Below are 20,504 nucleotides of genomic sequence, written 5' to 3'. Positions count from 1 at the left end.
GCCGCGCGCCGCTACTGCGGGCGCGGCCAGGCGTTGACGATGGTGCAGAACAGCCGCGCGGTCTGCTCGGCGTCGTAGACGGCCGAGTGCGCGTCGGCGGCGTTCCATTCCTGCCCCGACGCCTGCACCGCGCGCGCCAGCACGGTCTGGCCGTAGGCCACGCCGGCCAGGGTGACGGTGTCGAACACGCTGAAGGGATGGAACGGGTTGCGCTTGTGGCCGACCCGCGCGACCGCCGCGTTGAGGAAGTTGAGATCGAAATGCGCGTTGTGGCCGACCAGGATCGCGCGCTGGCAGCCGTGTTTCTTGACCGCCGCGCGCACCGGCGCGAACACGTGGTCCAGCGCCTCCTTCTCGTGCTTGGCGAAGCGGAACGGATGGTCCAGGTCGATGCCGGTGACCTCCAGCGACTGCGGATCGATCTCGGTGCCCGGTGCCGGATGCAGGTGCGCGCTGGCGGTCTGGCCGAGGACGAAGCGCCCGTCCTGGTCCAGGTCGATCGGCACGGCGGCGATCTCCAGCAGCGCGTGGCGGTTCCAGTCGAAGCCGCCGGTCTCCACGTCGACCACCACGGGCAGGTAGCCGCGGAAGCGGCGGGCCATCGGCGTGGCGGAGGAAGGGGAGGGGACGGTGTCGGTCATGCGCGAAAGGGTAGCAGAGGCGCCACCGTAGAGCAGAGCTCGCTCCGCTCAATGGCTCCGGGGAGTGCGCAGCCGAGCAAGCTCGGCTCCACATGCGCTCCTTCTTGTAGAGCAGAGCTCGCTCCGCTCAATGGCTCCGGAGGGTGCGCAGCCGAGCAAGCTCGGCTCTACACGCGCTTCTCCTTGTAGAGCGGAGCTCGCTCCGCTGCTCTTCCAAGGGATTCACCCCTGCGGCGTAGAAGAAATCTCGCTGCCCAGCAGCGTATCCTCCCCGCGCATCCGCTCCAGCATCTGCGCACCTTGCCGCAGGAACGCGTCCTCGTCATCGGCGCCGGCCTCCGCCGCCAGTTGCCGCAGCACCCGGTTCCCGCTCGCGCCACCCTGGCCCAGCAGTTCCAGCAGCCGGTGGACCAGCGGCGAGATGCTGGAGAAATGCACGCGCAGTCCGCGGTCGCGCCGCACCAGCAGCAGGGTCGGCGCGGGCAGCGGCGTGGACGGCTGATGGTCCGGGCCGATGTGCGCCACCGGCCAGCGGTAGGCCAGCGCCCAGGCGTGCGGCGACAGCACCGGCACGCCTGCCAGGAGATCGCCGTCGGGATCGTGCGGGGGCAAGGGCGCATCGGAGATCTGCAGCGCCAGTTCCACCCATTCGTAGTGCGCCAGCTCGGTCAGCCAGGGCGGCAGATCGCCGTCGCCCTCGCGCGTTTCGCAATGGCGGATGAACTCGCGCGCGATCTCGGGGAACAGCGGCGTGCGGCTGCGGTGCTGCGCGTAGAAGTCGCGTACCAGCGCGCGCCAGCGCTCCTCGCCCAGGGTCTTGCGGATGACCGGGAAGTTGCCGGCCAGCAGCCCTTCGATGTTGTTGAAGAACAGGTCGCGGTAGATCGCCAGCCTGCGCTCCTCGATGCCCGGCGGCGGCGGATGCGCGCGCGGGTCGCGCAGGTGCGCGGCCAGCGCGTACTGCTGCCGGCGCAGCGCGTCATCCATGCGCGCGCGCCGCCGCGCCGGCCGTATCGGCCTGGACGTCGCGGATGCGCCGCACCTCGTCCAGCAGCACGGGCAGCGGCGGGAAGTTGAAGTCGCGCTCCAGCAGCGTCGGCCGCACGCCGTGCAGCCGGTAGGCCTCGGCCAGCAGCGACCACACGTCGTCCTTGACCGGCGCGCCGTGGGTGTCGACCTTGAGATCCTCGGCCTCGTCGTAGTGGCCGGCGACGTGGTACGAGGCGATCCGCGCCGACGGCATCCGCGCGAGGAAACCGCGCGCGTCGTAGCCGTGGTTGATCGCGTTGACGTGGATGTTGTTGACGTCCAGCAGCAGGTCGCAGTCGGCCTGTTCCAGCACCGCGTTGATGAACTGCGCCTCGTCCAGCGCCGCGCGCCCCGGCAGCGGCGGGTGCATGGCGTAGTAGGAGATGTTCTCCACCGCGATGCGCCGCCCCAGCGCGTCCTGCGCCTGCGCGATGCGCGCGGCCACGTGCGCTACCGCTTCCTCGGTGAACGGCAGCGGCATCAGGTCGTACAGGTGGCCGTCGTCGCCGCAGTAGCTCAGGTGCTCGCTGTACAGCGCGGCGCGGTGCTGGTCGAGGAAGCGCCGGGTACGCGCCAGGAAGGTCCGGTCCAGCGGCTCGATGCCGCCCAGCGACAGCGACAGCCCGTGGCAGGTCAGCCGGTGGCGCGAGGACAACTCGGCCAGCGCCTCGCCATAGCGGCCGCCGACGCCGATCCAGTTGTCCGGCGCGCATTCGAGGAAATCGAACGCGCCCGGTGGCGCGTCCAGCAACGCGTCCAGCAGCGCGCGGCGCAGGCCCAGGCCGGCGCTGGCGGCGGGGAGGGGCGGAATCGACGTCATGGGATCGCGCGGCACGCCGTCCCTCTCAGGGGGAGGGACGGCAGTGCGTGGTTCAGGCGCTGCCGCCGCACTTGCCCTCGCCGCACTTGCCTTCGCCGCATTTGCCTTCCCCGGCCTTGTCCTTGTGCATGGCCGCGTGATGGGCCTTCATCTCGGCCGCGTCGATGAAGCCATCGGCATTGGTGTCGATGCTGGCGAACTTGCCGGCCTTGTCCACCTTGTCGGCCTTGTCGGGATGGGCGGCGGCGAACTCGGCCTGCGAGATCCTGCCGTCCTTGTCGGTGTCGGCCTTGGCCATGCCGCACTTGCCCTCGCCGCACTTGCCTTCACCACCACACTTGCCTTCGGCCGCCTTGGCGCCGTCGCCGGCGGACAGCAGGTAGCCCTGCGCCAGCGGCTGCATGGCGAAGGCCGAGCCGGCCAGCGCGATGCCGCCGGCCAGCGCGGCGCTGATCGCCAGCGTGGACGGCCTGTTGTGGGACTTGGACATGCTGATCTCCCGTTGGAGCGCGGGACGGCCCCGCGCGGTGCGGCAAGTGTACGGGGGAAGCGTTAGCCCGATGTAAGCCGCGGGGCTCCCGCCGGGCGGCCTCAGACCGCGCCGGTCGTGCTGGTCTCGTCGCGCTTGTCGCGCGGCGGCAGCGGCTGGTCGCCGTGGACCAGGAACCAGACGTTCTCGGCGATGTTGGTGGCGTGATCGCCGATCCGCTCCAGGTTCTTGGCCATGAACAGCAGGTGCGTGCAGGGGGTGATGTTGCGCGGGTCTTCCATCATGTAGGTCAGCAGTTCGCGGAACAGCGCGGTGTAGTGCGCATCCAGCTCGGCGTCGCGCTCGCGCACCACCAGCGCCTGCGCGGCGTCGCCGTCGCGATAGGCCGCCAGCACGTCGCGCACCTGCCGCGCGGCCAGCGCCCCGAGCGCGCGCAGGCCGGTGATCTGCGGCATCGGCGGCGACACGTTCAGCGCGATCGATCGCTTGGCCACGTTGGCCGCATAGTCGCCGATGCGCTCGATGTCGGCCGGGATGCGCAGTCCGGCCAGGATCTCGCGCAGGTCGCGCGCCATCGGCCCGCGCAGCGCCATGTGCATCACGTCGTGGCTGATCTGCCGCTCCAGCGCGTCGATGGCCTCGTCGTTGGCGACGATGCGGCGGGCGGCGCCGTCGTCGCGGCGCTGCACGACGTCCAGCGCCGCCTCCAGCTGCGCGACCGCGGTCTCGCCCATCAGGACGATCTCGCCGGCCAGGCGGCGCTGTTCTTCGTCGTAGCTTTTGACGATGTGCTCGTGGGGAGTGTTCATACGGGAATGGGGAGTAGGGAATGGGGAATGGTAGGAGCGGTTACGGGGTTTGGTGGGGTGGTGGTAGGGGGAGCCGGCGCTTTCGCTCTTATCGATTCCCTATTCCCTATTCCCCATTTCCGGCCGCGTCACCCGAAACGCCCGGTGATGTAATCCTCGGTCTGCTGCCTGGACGGGCGCGAGAAGAGGATCGAAGTGGCGTCGTGCTCGATCAGTTCGCCCAGGTACATGAAGGCGGTGTAGTCGGACACGCGCGCGGCCTGCTGCATGTTGTGGGTGACGATGACCAGGGTGTAGTCGCGCTTGAGCTCCTCCACCAGCTGCTCGATTTTGCTGGTGGAGATGGGGTCCAGCGCCGAGGTCGGCTCGTCGAGCAGGATCACCTCCGGGCGCAGCGCCACCGCGCGGGCGATGCACAGGCGCTGCTGCTGGCCGCCTGACAGGCCCAGCGCGCTCTGCCTGAGCTTGTCCTTGGCCTCTTCCCACAGCGCGGCCTGGCGCAGCGCCTGCTCGACGCGCACGTCCATGTCGGCGCGCGAGATGCGCTCGTGGTGGCGGATGCCGTAGGCGACGTTCTCGTAGATCGTCATCGGGAACGGCACCGGCTTCTGGAACACCATGCCGACCTTGCTGCGCAGCCGGTTCATCGGGTAGCGCGCGTCGAGGATGTCCTCGCCGTCCAGCAGCACCTGCCCGCGCGCCTCCAGCTTCGGATACAGCGAGTAGATGCGGTTGAAGATGCGCAGCAGCGTCGACTTGCCGCAGCCGGACGGGCCGATCAGCGCGGTCACCTTCTTCTCGGGAATCCGCAGGTTGATGTTCTTCAGCGCCTGCGCGCCGGCGTAGAAGAAATCGAGCTGCCGCGCCTCCAGCTTCATGCGGGCGGCGTCGTCGAGGGCGGGCGCGTGCTGCTGCGCGGTCGCCAGGGGGATGCGGGCTACGTCGTTCATGGGCGTCTTCAATCGTGGGCGATCTTGTTGCGCAGCAGGATCAGGCGGGCGGACAGGCTCAGCAGCAGCACCAGCACGGTGACCAGCAGGGCGCCGGCCCAGGCCAGCGAGTTCCACGAGTCGTACGGGCTCATCGCGTACTGGTAGATGACCATCGGCAGGTTGGCCATCGACGCGTTCATGTCGGTGCTCCAGAACTGGTTGTTGAACGCGGTGAACAGCAGCGGCGCGGTTTCGCCGCTGATGCGCGCGAGCGCCAGCAGGATGCCGGTGACGATGCCGGGCAGCGCCGAGCGCATCAGCACCTGGGTGGTGACCTTCCACTGCGGCACGCCCAGCGACAGCGCCGCCTCGCGCATCTGCTGCGGCACCAGCCGCAGCATCTCGTCGGTGGTGCGCACGATCACCGGCAGGGCGATGAACGCCAGCGCCACCGCGCCGGCCCAGGCCGAGTAGTGGCCCATCTGCGCGACCATCAGCGTGTAGACGAACAGGCCCAGCACGATGGACGGCGCCGACAGCAGGATGTCGTTGACGAAGCGGATGGTCTCGCCCAGCCAGTGGCGGTTGGCGTATTCGGCCAGCCAGGTGCCGGCGGCGATGCCGATCGGCGTGCCGAGCGCGATCGCGGTCAGGCTGATCGCCACGCTGCCGAAGATCGCGTTGGCCAGGCCGCCGGGTTCGTTCGGCGGCGGGGTCATCATCGTGAACAGGTCCAGGTTCAGGCTGCCCAGGCCCTTGCTGATCGTGGTCCACAGGATCCACACCAGCCACATCAGGCCGAACAGCGCCGCGGCGATCGACAGCGTCAGCGCGACGGCGTTCTTGAGCCTGCGCCAGCCGTACAGGGAGACGGACATCAGTTGCCCTCCCGCTTGGCGAGCTGGCGCAGCATCAGGCGGGCCACCGCCAGCACGATGAAGGTCAGCAGGAACAGGGTGAAGCCCAGCAGCAGCAGCGAGCCGCGGTGCAGCGGGTCGGTGGCCTCGGCGAACTCGTTGGCGATGGTGGCCGCGATCGAGGTGCCCGGCTCCAGCAGCGCGGTGCTGATGGCGTAGGCGTTGCCGATGACGAAGGTCACCGCCATCGTCTCGCCCAGCGCGCGGCCCAGGCCGAGGAACACGCCGCCGATCACCGCCGATCGCGTGTACGGCAGCACGATGTCCCAGACCACCTCCCAGCGGGTGGAGCCGAGCGCGTAGGCCGATTCCTTCAGCCGGCCCGGTACGGTCAGGAACACCTCGCGCATCACCGAGGAGACGAACGGGATCACCATGATCGCCAGCACCAGCCCGGCGGTCAGCATGCCGATGCCGAGCGGCGGGCCGGACAGCACCGCGCCGACCAGCGGCACGCCGGAGAAGGTCTCGTCGAGCCACGGATAGACGTGCTCGCTGAGCTGCGGCGCCAGCACGAACAGGCCCCACATGCCGTAGATGATCGACGGGATGCCGGCCAGCAGTTCGATCGCCATGCCGACCGGCCCGCGCATCCACACCGGCGCCACCTCGGTCAGGAACAGCGCGATGCCGAAGCTGACCGGCACCGCGATCAGCATGGCGATGCCCGCGCTGACCAGGGTGCCGTAGATCGGCACCAGCGCGCCGAACTCGCGCGTGCCGACGTTCCACTCGCTGCTGAAGAAGAAGCCCAGGCCGAACGCCTGCAAGGCCTCGCGCCCGCCCCACAGCATCGACAGCGCGGCGGCGAACAGCGACAGCAGCACGAACAGGCCGGCGCTGGCCAGCAGCCAGCGGAACAGGCGATCGGCGCGCGCGTCGCGGGCGGTGCGCAGATCGGTGGAGGTCAGGGACAGGGCGGTGGCGTTCATCGCGGGAGGCGAGTTTCCGGCGTTCTAAGGCGATGGAAAAGGTGTGGCAGGAGTTGGAGGAAATCCCTGATTCGGCAAAGCCGCGCGCGTTGCGCGCGGGCCGAATCGTCACTTGATCTCCGCCTCCCAGTAAGCCTCGATCTGCGCCACCAGCTCGTCCGGCAGCGGCACGTAGTCCAGCGCCTCCGCCTGTGCCTTGCCCTGCTCGAACGCCCAGCGGAAGAACGCCTGCATCGCCTGCGCGCGCGCGGCGTCCTTGGGCTGCCGGTGGACCAGGATGAAGTTGGTGGCGGTAATCGGCCAGGCCTGCTCGCCCGGGGCGTTGGTGATGACCAGGTTGAAGTCCTTCGTGCTGCCCCAGTCGGCGCTGGCCGCGGCGGCGGCGAAGCTCCCGGCGGTCGGCTGCACGAACTTGCCGGCCGCGTTCTGCAGCGACGCGTAGCTCATGTCGTTCTGTTCGGCGTAGGCAAGCTCGACGTAGCCGATCGAATTCCTCAGCTGGCGCACGTACGCGGCCACGCCTTCGTTGCCCTTGCCGCCGACGCCGCCGGGCCAGTTGACCGAGGTGCCTTCGCCGACCTTGCCCTTCCACTCCGGACTGACCTTGGACAGGTAGTTGACGAAATTGAAGGTGGTGCCCGAGCCGTCGGAGCGGTGCACGGTGTTGATCTTGGCCGCCGGCAGCGCCAGGCCCGGGTTGAGCGCGGCGATCGCCGGGTCGTTCCAGGTGGCGATCTTGCCGAGGAAGATGTCGGCCAGCAGCGGGCCGGTCAGCTTGAGCTGGCCCGGCTGCAGGCCCTCCACGTTGATCACCGGCACCACGCCGCCGATCACCGAGGGGAACTGCGCCAGCCCGGCCTGCGCCAGTTCCTCCGGCGGCAACGGCTTGTCGGTCGAGCCGAAATCGACGGTGCCGGCCTTGATCTGGGCGATGCCGCCGCCCGAGCCGATCGACTGGTAGTTGATCTTCGCGCCGGTGGCGGTGTTGTAGTCGGCCGACCAGCGCGCCATCACCGGGTAGATGAAGGAAGCGCCCGCGCCGGTGACCACGGCGTCGATGCGATCGCCCGGGGCCGGCGCGGCGGTGGTGGCCGGGTCGCCCGCGGTGGCGGCCGGCGGCGCGCCGCTCTCGGATTTGCAGGCGGCCAGGAACAGGGACGTGCACAGGGCCAGGGTGGCCAGGCGGGCGGGCGTCGCGAAGGACATTCAACGGCTCCAGGTTCGCTGTCTGGGGAATGCCGGCTATGAAATGATGTTTTTGTTACAGCGTGATGACACCCTCCCGGATCTGTAGAGCGGAGCTCGCGCCGCTGCCCGGCGATCTTCCGCCAGGCGAGCCCGACGCGTGCTGTCTGTAGAGCGGAGCTTGCTCCGCTGCCCGGCGCCACAAAAAAAGCGGGCCTTGCGGCCCGCTGCAATGGACATCAGGAGGGAGGGTTGGATCAGTACTTGAGGTTCTGCGACCAGTAGGCCTCGATCTGCTGCACCAGCGGGTCCGGCAGCGGAACGTAGTCCAGCGCCTTGGCCTGGGCGTCGCCGTTGGCGTAGACCCAGCGGAAGAAGTCGCGCGCGCTCTTGGCGCTGGCCAGCTTCTTCGGCTGCTTGTGCATCAGGATGAAGTTGGTGGCGGTGATCGGCCAGGAATTGGCGCCCGGCGCGTTGGTCATCACCAGATGGAAGTCCTTCGACTTGCTCCACTCGGCGCTGGCGGCGGCCGCGGCGAAGGTCTCCTCGCTCGGCTGCACGTAGTGGCCGGCGGCGTTCTTCAGGCTCACGTGCGACATCCTGTTCTGCAGCGCGTAGGACAGCTCGACGTAGCCGATGCCGCCCTTGACCTGCTTGACGTAGGCGGCCACGCCCTCGTTGCCCTTGCCGCCGATGCCGGCCGGCCACTGCACGGTGGTGCCTTCGCCGACCTTGCTCTTCCACTCGGGGCTGATCTTGGACAGGTAGTTGACGAAGTTGAAGGTGGTGCCCGAGCTGTCCGAGCGGCGCACGACGGTGATCTTGGCCGCCGGCAGCGCCAGGCCCGGGTTGAGCGCGGCGATCGCCGGCGCGTTCCAGGTGGTGATCTTGCCGAGGAAGATGTCGGCCAGCGTGGTGCCGTCCAGCTTCAGCTGGCCCGGCGCGATGCCCTGCACGTTGATCACCGGCACCACGCCGCCGATCACCGAGGGGAACTGCGCGAGGCCGAACCTGGCCAGTTCCTCCGGCTTGAGCGGCGCGTCGGAAGAACCGAAGTCCACCGTGCCCGCCTTGATCTGGGCGATGCCGCCGCCCGAGCCGATCGACTGGTAGTTGACCTTGTTGCCGGTGGCGCCGGCGTAGTCGGCCGACCACTTGGTCATCACCGGATAGACGAACGAAGCGCCGGCGCCGGTCACGTCGGCGGCCTGCGCATGCGCCGAGAAGGCAGCGGCGGCGGCGATGGCCGCCACGCGGAACTTGAGGGAGTTGAACACGGAAGGCTCCTGAAGGTGATGGGACGGCATGCATCGCCGTGGCGCGCATTGCACGACGCTTCGATGACAATCCGGTGTCTTGCGCAAGACAGGAATATGACGGGCCGGATCGGGGCTGTCGCCGCACCGCCGCGCCCGGCCATGCCGCGCTGTCATCTTTCCGTCATCGCAATCACACAAGACTGTCAGAAAGCGGCCGCATCCTTTGCGCCAACCTTGACGGCCCCTTGGCGGGCCGGTCGCAAGCCGCATCCACGCGCCGCACACACCTTCCGGAGATTCCTCATGCGTCATTCCCTGCTGGCCACCGCATTGGCCGTCGCCACCTGCAGCCTGTCCTTCAACGCCTCGGCCGCCAGCGATCGCGAACTGGCCGAACTGAAAGCGCAGCTGGCCGCCCTGCAAGCCAAGGTCGCCGAACTGGAAGAGCGCAGCGACGCGCAGTCGGACATCAACGTAGGCACGCAGCAGAACCTGGACACGATGGCGGCGACCACGCCCAAGGTCGAGACCAAGGGCGGCATCAAGGTGACCTCGGCCGACAGGAAGTTCGAAGCCTCGCTGGGCGGACGCATCCACTTCGACGCCTACGCCTTCGACCGCGACATCGCCGCCACCACCGGCACCACCGAGTTCCGCCGCGCGCGCCTGACCCTGCAGGGCAAGGCCTACGACTGGGACTACAAGGTCGAGCAGGACTTCGCCGCCGGCACCAACCTCGACGGCCTGCGCGACGCCTACATCGCCCGCGCCGCGCTGGGCGGCAAGATCACCATCGGCCACTTCAAGCCGTACCGCGCGATGGAAGAGCTGACCAGCTCCAACGAGATCCTGATGATGGAGCGCCCGTTCGCCACCGCCACCGGCCTCTTCAGCGGCCGCCAGTTCCAGCAGGGCGTGGGCTACCTGCGCTCTTCGGACCACTACACCGCCGGCATCAGCGTGTTCAACCTGCGCGGCGCCGCCGGCGCGCGCAACGAGGGCACCGGCGTGGCCGGCCGCGTCACCTTCGCGCCGATCAACACCGCCGACAGCACGCTGCACTTCGGCGGCTGGGCCAGCAACGAGAACAACAACCAGGGCTCGGCGGACCTGACCGCCACCGCCAACTACGCCGGCCGCCGCGGCCCGGCGCAGGCCATCGCCACCACCAGCGGCGCCAGCCGCAACACCGTCACCGCCTACGGGCTGGAAGCGGCCGGCTCGTTTGGCCCGGCGTTCTTCCAGGCCGAATACGCCAACGCGACCTTTGGCCAGCCGATCGGTGCCGACCAGGACGTGACCACCTGGTACGTGCAGGGCAGCTTCCTGCTCAACGGCGGCCACAAGGCGTACAAGCCGGCCACCGGCGTGTTCGCCTCGCCCAAGGTCGACGGCAGGAGCCTGTGGGAGCTGACCGCGCGCTACGACACCATCGAGAACAAGGACATCGCCAACCGCGAGGCCAGCAGCTGGATCCTCGGCCTGAACTACTACGTCAATCCCAGCCTGCGCTTCATGTTCAACTACGCCCGCGGCGAGAACGAGGTCAACGGCGACGAGACCGCGCAGTACGCGCTGCGCACGCAGTTCAGCTTCTGATCGCGGCGCCCCCACTTCCGTCTCTCTCTCCGGACGGAACCCGACGCCCCCGCATGCCGGGGGCGTCGTCTTGCCTGCCCTTGTGGGAGCGACGTCAGTCGCGACGGGGCTTCACCCTGGAAGCCGTCGCGACTGACGTCGCTCCCACGGGATTCCTAGGCCGCGACCGTCTTGTCCGGGTAGCGGCACAGATCGCGGATCACGCACTGCGGGCAGTCCGGCTTGCGCGCCTTGCAGACGTAGCGGCCGTGCAGGATCAGCCAGTGGTGCGCGTCCTGCATGAACTCGGCCGGCACCACCTTCAGCAGCCGCTCCTCGACCGCGCGCACGTCCTTGCCCGGCGCCAGCCCGGTGCGGTTGGCGACGCGGAAGATGTGCGTGTCCACCGCCATCGTCGGCTCGCCGAAGGCGGTGTTGAGCACCACGTTGGCGGTCTTGCGGCCGACGCCCGGCAGCGATTCCAGCGCCTGCCGCGAGCGCGGCACCTCGCCGCCGTATTCGTCCAGCAGGATCGCGCAGGTGGCGATGACGTTCCTGGCCTTGGCGTTGTACAGGCCGATGGTCGAGATGTAGCGCTTCAACCCGTCCTCGCCCAGCGCCAGGATCGCGGCCGGCGTGTTGGCGACCGGAAACAGCCGGCGGGTGGCCTTGTTGACGCCGACGTCGGTGGCCTGCGCCGACAGCGTCACCGCCACCAGCAGCTCGAACGGCGTGGCGTATTCCAGCTCGGTGGTCGGATGCGGGTTGAGTTCGCGCAGGCGCGAGAACAGTTCCACCACTTCCTCGCGCCGGAGCGTGGCGCCGCGCCGCGGGGCGCGGGTCACCGCTTCATCCTTTCGGCCGCCCTGGCCTTGGCGCGCGCCAGGATGTCGGCGGCCGCCGGCGGCAGCGCGGGCCTGGGCGAGAGGGGCGTGGCGGCAGGCGCGGCGGCCGCACGGCGCGCTTCGCGCTCGGCCGCGCGCCGTGCCAGCCGCGCGCTGCGGCGGCGATGGCGTTCGCGCGCCTCCCAGGCATCGCGCAGGCGCGCCTGCGCCTGCGCCAGCGCGGCGACGGCGGCTTCGTCGCCGCCGCACGCGCACGCTTCGAAATCCATCAGCCCGGCCTCGATGGCCTCGTCCAGCCGATCGGCGGCGACCAGCGGGTACAGGCGGCGGGCGTGCTCGCAGGCGGGGCAGGCGGAAGCCATCGCGGCGACCTCAGCGGCCCTCGAAGGCCGGCTTGCGGCGCTCGAGGAAGGCGCGGGTACCTTCGCGCATGTCCTCGGTGGCGAACATCAGGCCGAACTGCGCCGACTCGTATTGCAGGCCTTCCTCGATCGCGCACTCGCCGCCGACGTTGACGATGTCCAGCGTGGCGCGCAGCGCCAGCGGCGCGGAGGCGGCCAGTTGCTCGGCCAGCTTCCGCGTCTCGGCCTCCAGTTCCGCGGCCGGCGCGACGCGGTTGACGATGCCCAGCTGAAGCGCGCGTTCGGCGGTGATCGGCGCGCCGAGCAGGCACAGTTCCAGCGTCGCGGCGCGTCCGGCCAGCCGCAGCAGGCGCTGGCTGCCGCCGAACCCGGGGATCAGGCCGAGGTTGATTTCCGGTTGCCCGACCTTCGCCGTATCGGCGGCGATGCGCAGGTGGCAGGCCATCGCCAGTTCCAGCCCGCCGCCCAGCGCGAAGCCGTTGATCATCGCGATCACCGGCTTGGGCATCGTCTCGATGCGGCGCATCAGCCGCTGGCCGCGCAGCGAGAAGTCGCGGCCGCGGGTGGCGCTCAGGTCGGCCATCTCGGCGATGTCGGCGCCGGCGACGAAAGCCTTGGGCCCGGCGCCGGTCAGCACGACCACGCGCACGCCCTCGTCCCCGGCGGCCTGCCCGAACGCGTCGTGCAGCGCGTCCAGGGTGGCCGCGTTCAGCGCGTTGAGCTTGTCGGGCCGGTTGACGGTGACGTGGCGGATGGGGCCGTGGTCGGCGACGGTGATGGGCGTGTCGGTCATGGAGGGCTCGTTGCGGGGGCGAGTTGTAAATATTAAGTGAATCGGGGCGGCGGACATGAACTCCGCCTCCCGGGAAAGGGCGCAAACCCCCGCCGTCAGTGGCGGTTAAGCGCGTCGGCCGCTATCCTAGCCCGTCCATTCCCAGGCGGCGCCGTCGCCTTTCCCTTCCGGAGAATTGCTTGATGAAGTTGCGTTCGTTAGCGGTCGCTGTTGCTGCGTTTGCCATGGCCGGTAGCGCCCTGGCCCAGGACACCACGTCCGAGAAAGGGAAGCTGAGCTACTACTTCGGCTATGACTACGGCAACAACCTGGCCGAGCTGGCCGGCCGTGGCGAACAGCTCGACATCAATTCGGTGGTCAAGGGACTGCAGGATGCCTTCGCCAAGAAGCAGCCGGCATTGACCCCGGATCAGCTGCGCCCGGCGCTGGAGGCGTTCCAGAAGCGCGAGCAGGCCCGCGCCCAGCAGGCCAAGGCCGAGTACGACCGCGTCGCGGCCGAGAACAAGACCAAGAGCGACCAGTTCATCGCCCAGAACAAGGCCAAGCAGGGCGTGCAGTCGCTGCCCAGCGGCGTGCAGTACCGCGTGCTGGAGAACGGCAGCGGCGCCAAGCCGACCCAGGCCAGCACGGTGGAGCTGGAAGTCGCCGGCCCGTTCCCGTTCGGCCAGCGTCCGGCCGAGGCGCGTCCGCCGCAGAAGATGCAGGCGGTGAAGGTCAGCGAGGTCGAGATGCAGGCCATGCGCGAGGTGCTGCTGCAGATGCCGTCCGGCGCCAAGTGGGAAGTGGCGCTGCCGCCGGACAAGGCCTACGGCGCCGACCCGCGCACCGGTTTCCCGCCGAACCTGGCGGTGGTGTTCGAAATCAAGCTCGTCAGCGTGAAGTGACGCAACGGCGCGGGCGCCACGCGCCCGCCTTTGCCGTTGCGTCACCCCCGCGAGGGCGGGGGTCCAGTGTCTTGAAGCTTTTGCTTTTTTCTTGGCATGAGCGGATCCAAGCACCTCCACCATCGCTTCAACCGACCGCGCCGGCCCTGTGCCGGCGCAGTCGTTTACGGAACGGTGCACCCGTTCGCGCTAATCTCCCGGGGTGCCAGAGAACATGAATCCCGCTTTCCGCGCCGTGTTGAGTCCCTGCACCGGCGTCTGCACATTGGGGGAGGATGGCCTGTGCGACGGTTGCCTGCGCACCGGCGCGGAAATCGCAAGTTGGTCGCGGATGGACGACGACGAACGCCTGCACATCATGGAAACCGTGCTGCCCCGGCGCGAACGGCGGCACGACTTTGCCCAGCGCCTGCCGGAACGCCGGCGCCTGCAGGCCGGCCTGCATCCGCTGGATCGCCCGCCGCCCGGTTCCGGCTGGAACCAAGACGAACTGGCCGACCTGCTGCCGCCCGGCGAACTGGCGCAGGCGGCGGTGCTGGCCGGGCTGGTGCCGCGCGCTTCCGGCACCCAGGTGCTGCTGACCCGGCGCACCGACGGGCTGCGCCATCATGGCGGGCAGGTCAGCTTCCCGGGCGGCCGCATCGAGCCCACCGACGCCGGCGTGATCGCCGCCGCGCTGCGCGAGAGCGGCGAGGAGATCGCGCTGCGCCCCGAACAGATCGCGCCGCTGGGTTTCCTGGACCCGTTCGTGACCATCAGCGGCTTCCGCGTGGTGCCGGTGGTGGCGGCCATCGACCCGGACTACGTCGCCCGGCCGGACCCGGGCGAGGTCGCCGACGTGTTCGAGGTGCCGCTGGACTACCTGATGGCGCCGGACAGCCTGCGCCGGGTCACGATGGACTATCGCGGCCGCCCGCGCGTCGTGCTGGAATACGGCTGGCCCGGCCAGCGCATCTGGGGCGCCACCGCGGCCATCCTGTTCAACCTGCGCCAGCGACTGCTGGGCCAATGAGATCACGCCGATGCACTGGACCACGCTGGTATCGCCGGAAACCCTGTCCGCCCATCTCGGCGAGGCCGGATTGCGGCTGCTGGACGCGCGTTTCGCGCTGATGGATCCGGCCGCCGGCCGCCGCGACTACCTGCAGTCGCACCTGCCCGGCGCGCTCCACGTCGATCTGAACGAAGACCTGTCCGATCTGCGCAAGCAGGGGCAGGGCCGGCACCCGCTGCCCGACGCCGAGGCGTTCGCGCACCGCTTGGGGCAGTGGGGCATCGCCCCGGACCACCAGGTGGTGGTGTACGACGCCGGCGACGGCAGCATGGCGGCCGCGCGCGCCTGGTGGCTGCTGAAGCTGATCGGCCATGCACGCGTGGCCGTGCTCGATGGCGGCCTTGCCGCCTGGCGCGGGCGCGGTTTCCCGGAAACCTCCGAAGTGCCCGAAGTGGCGGCGCGGGCACCGTACCCGGGCCGTTTCGACGAGCACCGCATCGCCACCGCCGCGCAGATCCTGGAACGCCTGGACGAGGACAGCGGCTGGCTGTTCGACGCGCGCGCGCCGGAGCGCTTCCGCGGCGAGGCCGAGCCGATCGACCCGGTCGCCGGCCACGTGCCCGGCGCGATCAACCTGCCGTTCGCCCTGCAGCTGCGCGATGGCCGCTACCTGCCGGGCGAAACGCTGCGCCAGCGGCTGTTGCCGGCGTTGGCCGGCCGCCATCCCGAGGACGTGGTGCTGATGTGCGGTTCCGGCGTCACCGCCTGCCACCTGCTGCTCGCCTTCGAGCATGCCGGCCTGCACGGCGCGCGTGTCTACGCGGGCTCGTGGAGCGGCTGGATCAGCGATCCGGCGCGGCCGGTGGCGCAGGGCGCCTGAGCCGCAGGCGCCTGCGCGCGCGGCCTCACTTCTGCAAGCGGGCCATCAATGCCTGCAGCGCGGCCTGGGTGTCGTGCGAATACCAGTTGTCGACGAAACGCTCGATCTGGATCAGTTCCGGCGACATCGCTTCCAGCACGTCGCGGCGCGCCAGCGCACGGGTCAGCAGCATCGGCTGCTGCGGCAGGGCCAGCAGCGCCTGCAGCCAGGCCAGGGCGCGGGCGGCGACGTCGGCCTGATCGACCAGCTCGTCGACCAGGCCGATCTCCAGCGCGCGCTCGGCCGGCACCATTTCCCCCGCCACCACCAGCCGCTCGGCGCGGTAGTTGCCGACCACGCGGCGCAGCAGGCGCTGGATGCCCTCGGGCACGCTCAATCCCACCTGCGTCTCGTTGAGGCCGATGGCGAACGGCCGCGCCGGATCGCTGCTGCGCGCCATCACCCGGTAGTCGCAGCACAGCGCCAGCACGCAGCCGCCGGCCGGCGCATGGCCGGTGATCGCGGCCACCACCGGCACCCGCGATTCGGCCAGCGCGCGCGCCGCGCCGAAGAATGCCTGCCAGCTGTCCAGCAGCGCGGCGCGGTCGTCGCCGTGCGAGAGCAGGTGGGGCACGTCCAGCCCGGCGGAGAAGATCCGCTCGTTGCCCGCCAGCACGATGCCGCGCACGCCATCGCCCAGCGCCTGGCCGAGCGCGCCGATCAGCGCGCGGCACAGATCGGTGTCCAGCGCGTTGACGGGCGGCCGCGCAAGGCGGATTTCGCGGATATCGCCGTGATCTCGGATCTCTACCAGGGGGCTCATTCGGTTTCTCCTGCGGGACGACCTATGATATGCCCATGAAACGATTCACACCGCGTGCCTTCCTGCCATCGGCGCTGCTGCTGTGCGCGCCGGCCCTTTCCGCGGCCGAATGCCTGCCGCGCATCGAGCAGGGCTGGGTGCGGCCGCCGCCGGTGGCGATGCCGATGATGGCCGGCTTCATGCGCATCGAGAACCCGTGCGACGCGCCGATCGCCATCGTCGCCGCCAGCAGCCCGTCCTTCGCCGAGGTGTCGATCCACGAGACCCGCGAGGTCGACGGCGTCAACCGCATGCGCGAGGTCGAGCGCCTGGACATCGCGCCGGGCAAGTCGATCGAACTGGCGCCGGGCGGCCTGCACCTGATGCTGTACCGCCCGCAGGCGGCCCTCGCCGAAGGCCAGCGCGTGCCGGTGGTGCTGACCCTGGCCGATGGCCGCAGCATCGGCGCGGACCTGCAGGTGCGCCCGCCATCGCGGCCCGCGCCGGCACGCTGAGCCGCATCCACGCACGCACGGATGCGGGCATCGGGACCGCGGCCCCGGTCCCCCATTGATCGACATCAACGGCGTTCGCGCGCATTCCGGGTTATGTTGAACCATCCGGCACAGCAACGAGGCGAACGATGACGGATGCGAACCTGCCGTCGCGCGACGGCGGCGCGCCCGCGTGGCATGCGATGGAGGGGGCGCAGGCCCTGCAGGCGCTGCGCGCCACCGAACAGGGACTGCAGGAAGCCGAGGCATCGCAGCGCCTGCGCCAGCATGGACGCAACGAACTGCCGCCGCCGCCGAAGCGCTCGCCGCTGCGGCGGCTGCTCGAGCAGTTCAACAACGCGCTGATCCTGTTCCTGCTGTCGGCTGCGGTGCTGTCCGCGCTGCTGGGGCATACCGTGGATGCGGTCGTCATCGTCGCCGTGGTGCTGGTCAACGCGGTGGTCGGGTTCGTGCAGGAAGGCCGCGCCGAGCAGGCGCTGGCCGCGTTGCAGGCGCTGCTGGCGCCGAGTGCGCGGGTGCTGCGCGACGGCGCCCGGCGCGTGCTGCCGGTCGGCGAGCTGGTGCCGGGCGACATCGTGCTGCTGGAGGCCGGCGACCGCGTGCCGGCCGACCTGCGCCTGCTGCACGCGCGCGGCCTGCTGGTGGACGAGGCGATCCTGACCGGCGAGTCGGTCGCCGCCGAGAAGACCGAGGCGGCGGTCGCCGCCGACGCGGCGCTGGGCGATCGCCTGTCGATGGCGTACTCGGGCACGCTGGTCGCCTCGGGGCAGGCCAGCGGCGTCGTCACCGCGACCGGCGCGGCCACCGAGATGGGCCACATCAACGCGCTGCTCGGCTCGGTGCAGACACTGACCACGCCGCTGCTGCGCCAGATCAACGCCTTCGGTCGCCGCTTCACCGCGCTGGCGATCGCGGCGGCGGCGGTGCTGTTCGTGTTCGCCATCGCGCTGCGCGGCTACGCCTGGCTGGACGCGCTGATGGTGGTGGTGGCGCTGGCGGTCAGCGTGGTGCCGGAAGGCCTGCCGGCGGTCATCACCATCACCCTGGCCATCGGCGTGCGCCGGATGGCCGCGCGCCACGCCATCGTGCGCCGGTTGCCGGCGGTGGAGACGCTGGGCGCGACCTCGGTGATCTGCTCGGACAAGACCGGCACGCTGACCCGCAACGAGATGACCGCGCGGCGCGTGGTCACCGCCGCCGGCACGACCCTGGCCTCCGGCGCGGGCTATGCGCCGGCCGGCGTGCTGAGCACGGACAAGGGCGACGCAGAGCCCGACGCCGCCGCGCGCCAGCTCATCCTGTGCGGCTTGCTGTGCAACGACGCGCACCTGCGCGAGCGCGACGGGCAGTGGACGGTCGATGGCGATCCGATGGAGGGCGCGCTGCTGGCGCTGGCGCTCAAGGCAGGTCTGGAACCGGACAGTGGCCAGGCCGATCGCCCGCGCGTGGACGCGATACCGTTCGACGCGAGCTACCGCTACATGGCCACGCTGCACCGCGTCGGCGGCGCCGAGGGTGAACTGTTCGTCAAGGGCGCGCCCGAGCAGGTGATGGCGCTGAGCCCGCGCCAGTGGAGCGTCGACGGCGGCGTGGAGCCGCTGGATCGCGCGTACTGGGAGGCGGCCATCGCGGACGCCGCCGCGCAGGGCGAGCGCGTGCTCGGCTTCGCGATGCGGCGGCTGCCGCGCGCGCCGGCACGGCTGGGTTTCGCGGACGTGTCGGACCTGGTGTTCCTCGGCGTGGTCGGCTTCATCGACCCGCCGCGCGAGGAGGCGATGGCGGCGGTGGCCGAATGCCACAGCGCCGGCATCGCGGTGAAGATGATCACCGGCGACCACGCCGCCACCGCCGCCGCCATCGCGCAGCGGCTGGGCCTGGCCGACGCGCCGGTCGTGGTCGCCGGCGCCGACCTGGACGGCGTGCCCGACGAGGCGCTGCCGGCGCTGGCGGAAAAGGCCGACGTGTTCGCCCGCGCCAGCCCCGAGCACAAGCTGCGGGTGGTGCGCGCGCTGCAGTCGCGCGGCGCGGTGGTGGCGATGACCGGCGACGGCGTCAACGACGCGCCCTCGCTGAAGCAGGCCGACGTCGGCATCGCGATGGGCCGCAAGGGCACCGAGGCGGCCAAGGAGGCGGCCGAGATGGTGCTGTCGGACGACAACTTCGCCTCCATCGCCGCGGCCGTGCACGAGGGGCGCACCGTCTACGACAACATCCGCAAGGTGGTGGCGTGGACGCTGCCGACCAACGGCGGCGAGGTGCTGGCGATCGTCGCGGCGCTGGCGTTCGGCCTGACCCTGCCGATGACGCCGCCGCAGATCCTGTGGGTCAACATGATCCTGACCGTCACCCTGGGGCTGGTGCTGGCCTTCGAGCCGCCGGAGCCGGGGGTGATGCGGCGGCCGCCGCGGCGTCCCGACGCGCTGCTGGTCTCGCCCTTCATGCTGTGGCGGATCGTGCTGGTGTCGGTGCTGTTCACCCTCGGCGCGTTCGGCGTGTTCGCCTGGGCGATGCAGCGCGGGCTGGGCGTGGAGGCCGCGCGCACGATGGTGGTCAACACCCTGTGCGTGATGGAGATCTTCTACCTGTTCAACGTGCGCTACCTGCACACGACCTCGTTCACCCTGCGCGGCCTGCGCGGCACGCCGGCGGTGCTGTGGGCGATCGCCGGCGTGGTGGCGGCGCAGCTGCTGTTCACCTACGCGCCGTGGATGAACCACTGGTTCGACACCCGCCCGGTGGCGTTCGCCGATGGCGTGGTCATCGTGCTGATCGGCGTGGCGGTGATGGTCCTGCTGGAGGCGGAGAAGACCCTGCTGCGCCGGCTGGACCTGTTCGAGGAACTGCGCGCCGACGGCGCCGCCGACATCAAGACGAAGGAAGCCAGGACATGAGCGAATTCCCAACCACGCCCGCCGTTCCGCGCGCCATCCTGCTGGCGACCGACCTGGGGCCGCGCAGCGATCGCGCGCTGGATCGCGCCCTGCTGCTGGCGCAGCGCTGGAACGCGCGGCTGGTGGCGCTGACCGTGGTCGATCCGGATGCCGTGCAGATGCAGGACATCCTGGCCGGCCGCCGGCTGCTGGCGTGGTACCGCGCGCAGGACCCGGCCGACGCCGCCGAACGGCATCTGCGCGAGGACGCCGCCGCCGCCGGCGTGGAGATCGCCACGCGGGTGGAGGAAGGCGAGGTCGGCGAGAAGATCCTGCAGGTGGCGCAGGCCGAAGGCTGCGAGCTGATCGTCACCGGCGTGGCCCGCCACGAGATCCTCGGCCGGGTGGCGCTGGGCTCGACGGTGGAATGGCTGGCGCGGCATTCGCCGCAGCCGGTGCTGGCGGTGCGCCAGCGCGCGCGCCAGTCCTACCGCAACCTGCTGGCGGCCAGCGATTTCTCCGACTCCTCGCGCCACGCGATGGAGACCGCCGCGGCGATGTTCCCGGACGCTGCGCTGACGCTGCTGCACGGCTTCGACGTGCCCTACCTGGGGCTGCGCGACAGCGGCCGCGACGCATCCATCGCCCAGGCCGACGCGCAGGCCCGGCAGGAGAGCGAGCGCTTCCTCGCGCAGGTCCGCCTGCCGGCCTCCGACAAGCCGGTGCGCACGGTGATCGAGCACGGCGATCCGGCCTACCTGGCGCGGCTGTACGCGCGCCAGTACCCGACCGACCTGGTCGTGCTGGGCAGCCACGGCCGCAGCGCGCTGTACGACATCGTCATCGGCAGCGTGGCCCGGCGCATCCTCGAACTGGCGCCGATCGACACGCTGATCGTCCGCGATCCCCACGCCGGGGGGCGCTAGGGCGTTCGATTCGGATGTTTTCGCCGTCGTCCCCGCGGTTTTCAGCAGACGCATGTCTGGTC

At 70.4% G+C, this 20,504-nt stretch carries 21 protein-coding genes; 7 read left to right on the top strand and 14 right to left on the bottom strand.

The genetic code is table 11. The features are described 5' to 3' along the window. Positions 1–11: 11 nt before the first annotated feature. The 10 genes from rnt to pstS (AAG688_RS12305) form a co-directional block, all read right to left on the bottom strand. Positions 12–641 (bottom strand): ribonuclease T, encoded by a 630-nt coding sequence (gene rnt, locus AAG688_RS12350; protein ID WP_411832543.1) that lies wholly within the window; start codon positions 639–641, stop codon positions 12–14. A gap of 222 nt (positions 642–863) precedes the next feature. After that, positions 864–1,628 carry a DUF2063 domain-containing protein gene (locus AAG688_RS12345; protein ID WP_411832542.1) on the bottom strand — a complete coding sequence of 255 codons (765 nt, stop codon included), beginning with the start codon at positions 1,626–1,628 and terminating at the stop codon, positions 864–866. Beyond that, positions 1,621–2,490 (bottom strand): DUF692 domain-containing protein, encoded by an 870-nt coding sequence (locus tag AAG688_RS12340; protein WP_411832541.1) that lies wholly within the window; start codon positions 2,488–2,490, stop codon positions 1,621–1,623. The genes AAG688_RS12345 and AAG688_RS12340 overlap by 8 nt, the downstream gene beginning before the upstream one ends. Positions 2,491–2,542: 52 nt before the next feature. Next, positions 2,543–2,980, bottom strand: a complete 438-nt coding sequence (locus tag AAG688_RS12335) for a hypothetical protein (RefSeq protein WP_411832540.1) — start codon at positions 2,978–2,980, stop codon at positions 2,543–2,545. A gap of 101 nt (positions 2,981–3,081) precedes the next feature. Beyond that, positions 3,082–3,789: a phosphate signaling complex protein PhoU gene (gene phoU, locus AAG688_RS12330; protein WP_411832539.1), complete on the bottom strand. Its 708-nt coding sequence runs from the start codon at positions 3,787–3,789 to the stop codon at positions 3,082–3,084. 128 nt (positions 3,790–3,917) lie between these two features. Beyond that, positions 3,918–4,739, bottom strand: coding sequence for a phosphate ABC transporter ATP-binding protein PstB (gene pstB / locus AAG688_RS12325; protein WP_411832538.1), 822 nt, complete (start codon positions 4,737–4,739; stop codon positions 3,918–3,920). Positions 4,740–4,747: 8 nt separating this feature from the next. Then, on the bottom strand, positions 4,748–5,599 hold the full coding sequence (gene pstA, locus AAG688_RS12320) for a phosphate ABC transporter permease PstA (RefSeq protein ID WP_411832537.1): 852 nt from the start codon (positions 5,597–5,599) through the stop codon (positions 4,748–4,750). Continuing rightward, positions 5,599–6,570 carry a phosphate ABC transporter permease subunit PstC gene (pstC, locus tag AAG688_RS12315; protein WP_411832536.1) on the bottom strand — a complete coding sequence of 324 codons (972 nt, stop codon included), beginning with the start codon at positions 6,568–6,570 and terminating at the stop codon, positions 5,599–5,601. Before pstC ends, pstA begins: the two co-directional genes overlap by 1 nt. Before the next feature lie 108 nt (positions 6,571–6,678). After that, positions 6,679–7,776, bottom strand: coding sequence for a phosphate ABC transporter substrate-binding protein PstS (pstS, locus tag AAG688_RS12310; protein ID WP_411832535.1), 1,098 nt, complete (start codon positions 7,774–7,776; stop codon positions 6,679–6,681). A gap of 236 nt (positions 7,777–8,012) precedes the next feature. Further along, positions 8,013–9,062: a phosphate ABC transporter substrate-binding protein PstS gene (gene pstS, locus AAG688_RS12305; protein ID WP_411832534.1), complete on the bottom strand. Its 1,050-nt coding sequence runs from the start codon at positions 9,060–9,062 to the stop codon at positions 8,013–8,015. 255 nt (positions 9,063–9,317) lie between these two features. Between pstS (AAG688_RS12305) and AAG688_RS12300 the strand changes: the two genes are divergently transcribed. After that, positions 9,318–10,613 carry an OprO/OprP family phosphate-selective porin gene (locus AAG688_RS12300; protein ID WP_411832532.1) on the top strand — a complete coding sequence of 432 codons (1,296 nt, stop codon included), beginning with the start codon at positions 9,318–9,320 and terminating at the stop codon, positions 10,611–10,613. A gap of 155 nt (positions 10,614–10,768) precedes the next feature. Here AAG688_RS12300 and nth read toward each other — a convergent pair whose 3' ends face one another. Genes nth through AAG688_RS12285 form a run of 3 tightly spaced genes read right to left on the bottom strand, consistent with a single transcriptional unit; the run spans position 10,769 to position 12,592 of the window. Next, positions 10,769–11,437, bottom strand: coding sequence for an endonuclease III (gene nth / locus AAG688_RS12295; protein WP_411832531.1), 669 nt, complete (start codon positions 11,435–11,437; stop codon positions 10,769–10,771). After that, positions 11,434–11,799, bottom strand: a complete 366-nt coding sequence (locus tag AAG688_RS12290) for a hypothetical protein (protein ID WP_411832530.1) — start codon at positions 11,797–11,799, stop codon at positions 11,434–11,436. Before AAG688_RS12290 ends, nth begins: the two co-directional genes overlap by 4 nt. A 10-nt stretch (positions 11,800–11,809) precedes the next feature. Next, positions 11,810–12,592, bottom strand: a complete 783-nt coding sequence (locus AAG688_RS12285; protein WP_411832529.1) for an enoyl-CoA hydratase/isomerase family protein — start codon at positions 12,590–12,592, stop codon at positions 11,810–11,812. 182 nt (positions 12,593–12,774) lie between these two features. Here AAG688_RS12285 and AAG688_RS12280 point away from each other — a divergent pair, with 182 nt between their 5' ends. The 3 genes from AAG688_RS12280 to AAG688_RS12270 all read left to right on the top strand — a co-directional run bounded on the left by AAG688_RS12280 (position 12,775) and on the right by AAG688_RS12270 (position 15,350). Next, positions 12,775–13,476, top strand: a complete 702-nt coding sequence (locus AAG688_RS12280) for an FKBP-type peptidyl-prolyl cis-trans isomerase N-terminal domain-containing protein (protein ID WP_411832528.1) — start codon at positions 12,775–12,777, stop codon at positions 13,474–13,476. A gap of 214 nt (positions 13,477–13,690) precedes the next feature. After that, complete coding sequence (locus tag AAG688_RS12275) at positions 13,691–14,488, top strand: NUDIX hydrolase (RefSeq protein WP_411832527.1); 798 nt, start codon at positions 13,691–13,693, stop codon at positions 14,486–14,488. 10 nt (positions 14,489–14,498) lie between these two features. Beyond that, the gene (locus AAG688_RS12270) at positions 14,499–15,350 is read left to right on the top strand and encodes a sulfurtransferase (protein ID WP_411832526.1); all 852 of its coding nucleotides are present in this window, start codon (positions 14,499–14,501) and stop codon (positions 15,348–15,350) included. A gap of 25 nt (positions 15,351–15,375) precedes the next feature. Here AAG688_RS12270 and AAG688_RS12265 read toward each other — a convergent pair whose 3' ends face one another. Continuing rightward, the gene (locus AAG688_RS12265) at positions 15,376–16,152 is read right to left on the bottom strand and encodes an enoyl-CoA hydratase/isomerase family protein (protein ID WP_411832525.1); all 777 of its coding nucleotides are present in this window, start codon (positions 16,150–16,152) and stop codon (positions 15,376–15,378) included. A gap of 35 nt (positions 16,153–16,187) precedes the next feature. On the opposite strand from AAG688_RS12265, the gene AAG688_RS12260 reads away from it, so the two are divergent. The 3 genes from AAG688_RS12260 (at position 16,188) to AAG688_RS12250 (ending at position 20,442) form a co-directional block, all read left to right on the top strand. Continuing rightward, positions 16,188–16,646, top strand: coding sequence for a copper chaperone PCu(A)C (locus tag AAG688_RS12260; RefSeq protein ID WP_411832524.1), 459 nt, complete (start codon positions 16,188–16,190; stop codon positions 16,644–16,646). 128 nt (positions 16,647–16,774) lie between these two features. Next, on the top strand, positions 16,775–19,537 hold the full coding sequence (locus AAG688_RS12255) for an HAD-IC family P-type ATPase (RefSeq protein ID WP_411832523.1): 2,763 nt from the start codon (positions 16,775–16,777) through the stop codon (positions 19,535–19,537). After that, positions 19,534–20,442, top strand: coding sequence for a universal stress protein (locus tag AAG688_RS12250; protein ID WP_411832522.1), 909 nt, complete (start codon positions 19,534–19,536; stop codon positions 20,440–20,442). The genes AAG688_RS12255 and AAG688_RS12250 overlap by 4 nt, the downstream gene beginning before the upstream one ends. Positions 20,443–20,504 lie beyond the last annotated feature (62 nt).

This window comes from Pseudoxanthomonas mexicana, assembly GCF_046736355.1.
GTDB classification, from domain to species: Bacteria; Pseudomonadota; Gammaproteobacteria; order Xanthomonadales; family Xanthomonadaceae; genus Pseudoxanthomonas_A; species Pseudoxanthomonas_A mexicana_B.
The sequence above is the reverse complement of the archived record's forward strand: the minus strand, read 5'-3'. Positions and strand labels throughout refer to the sequence as shown.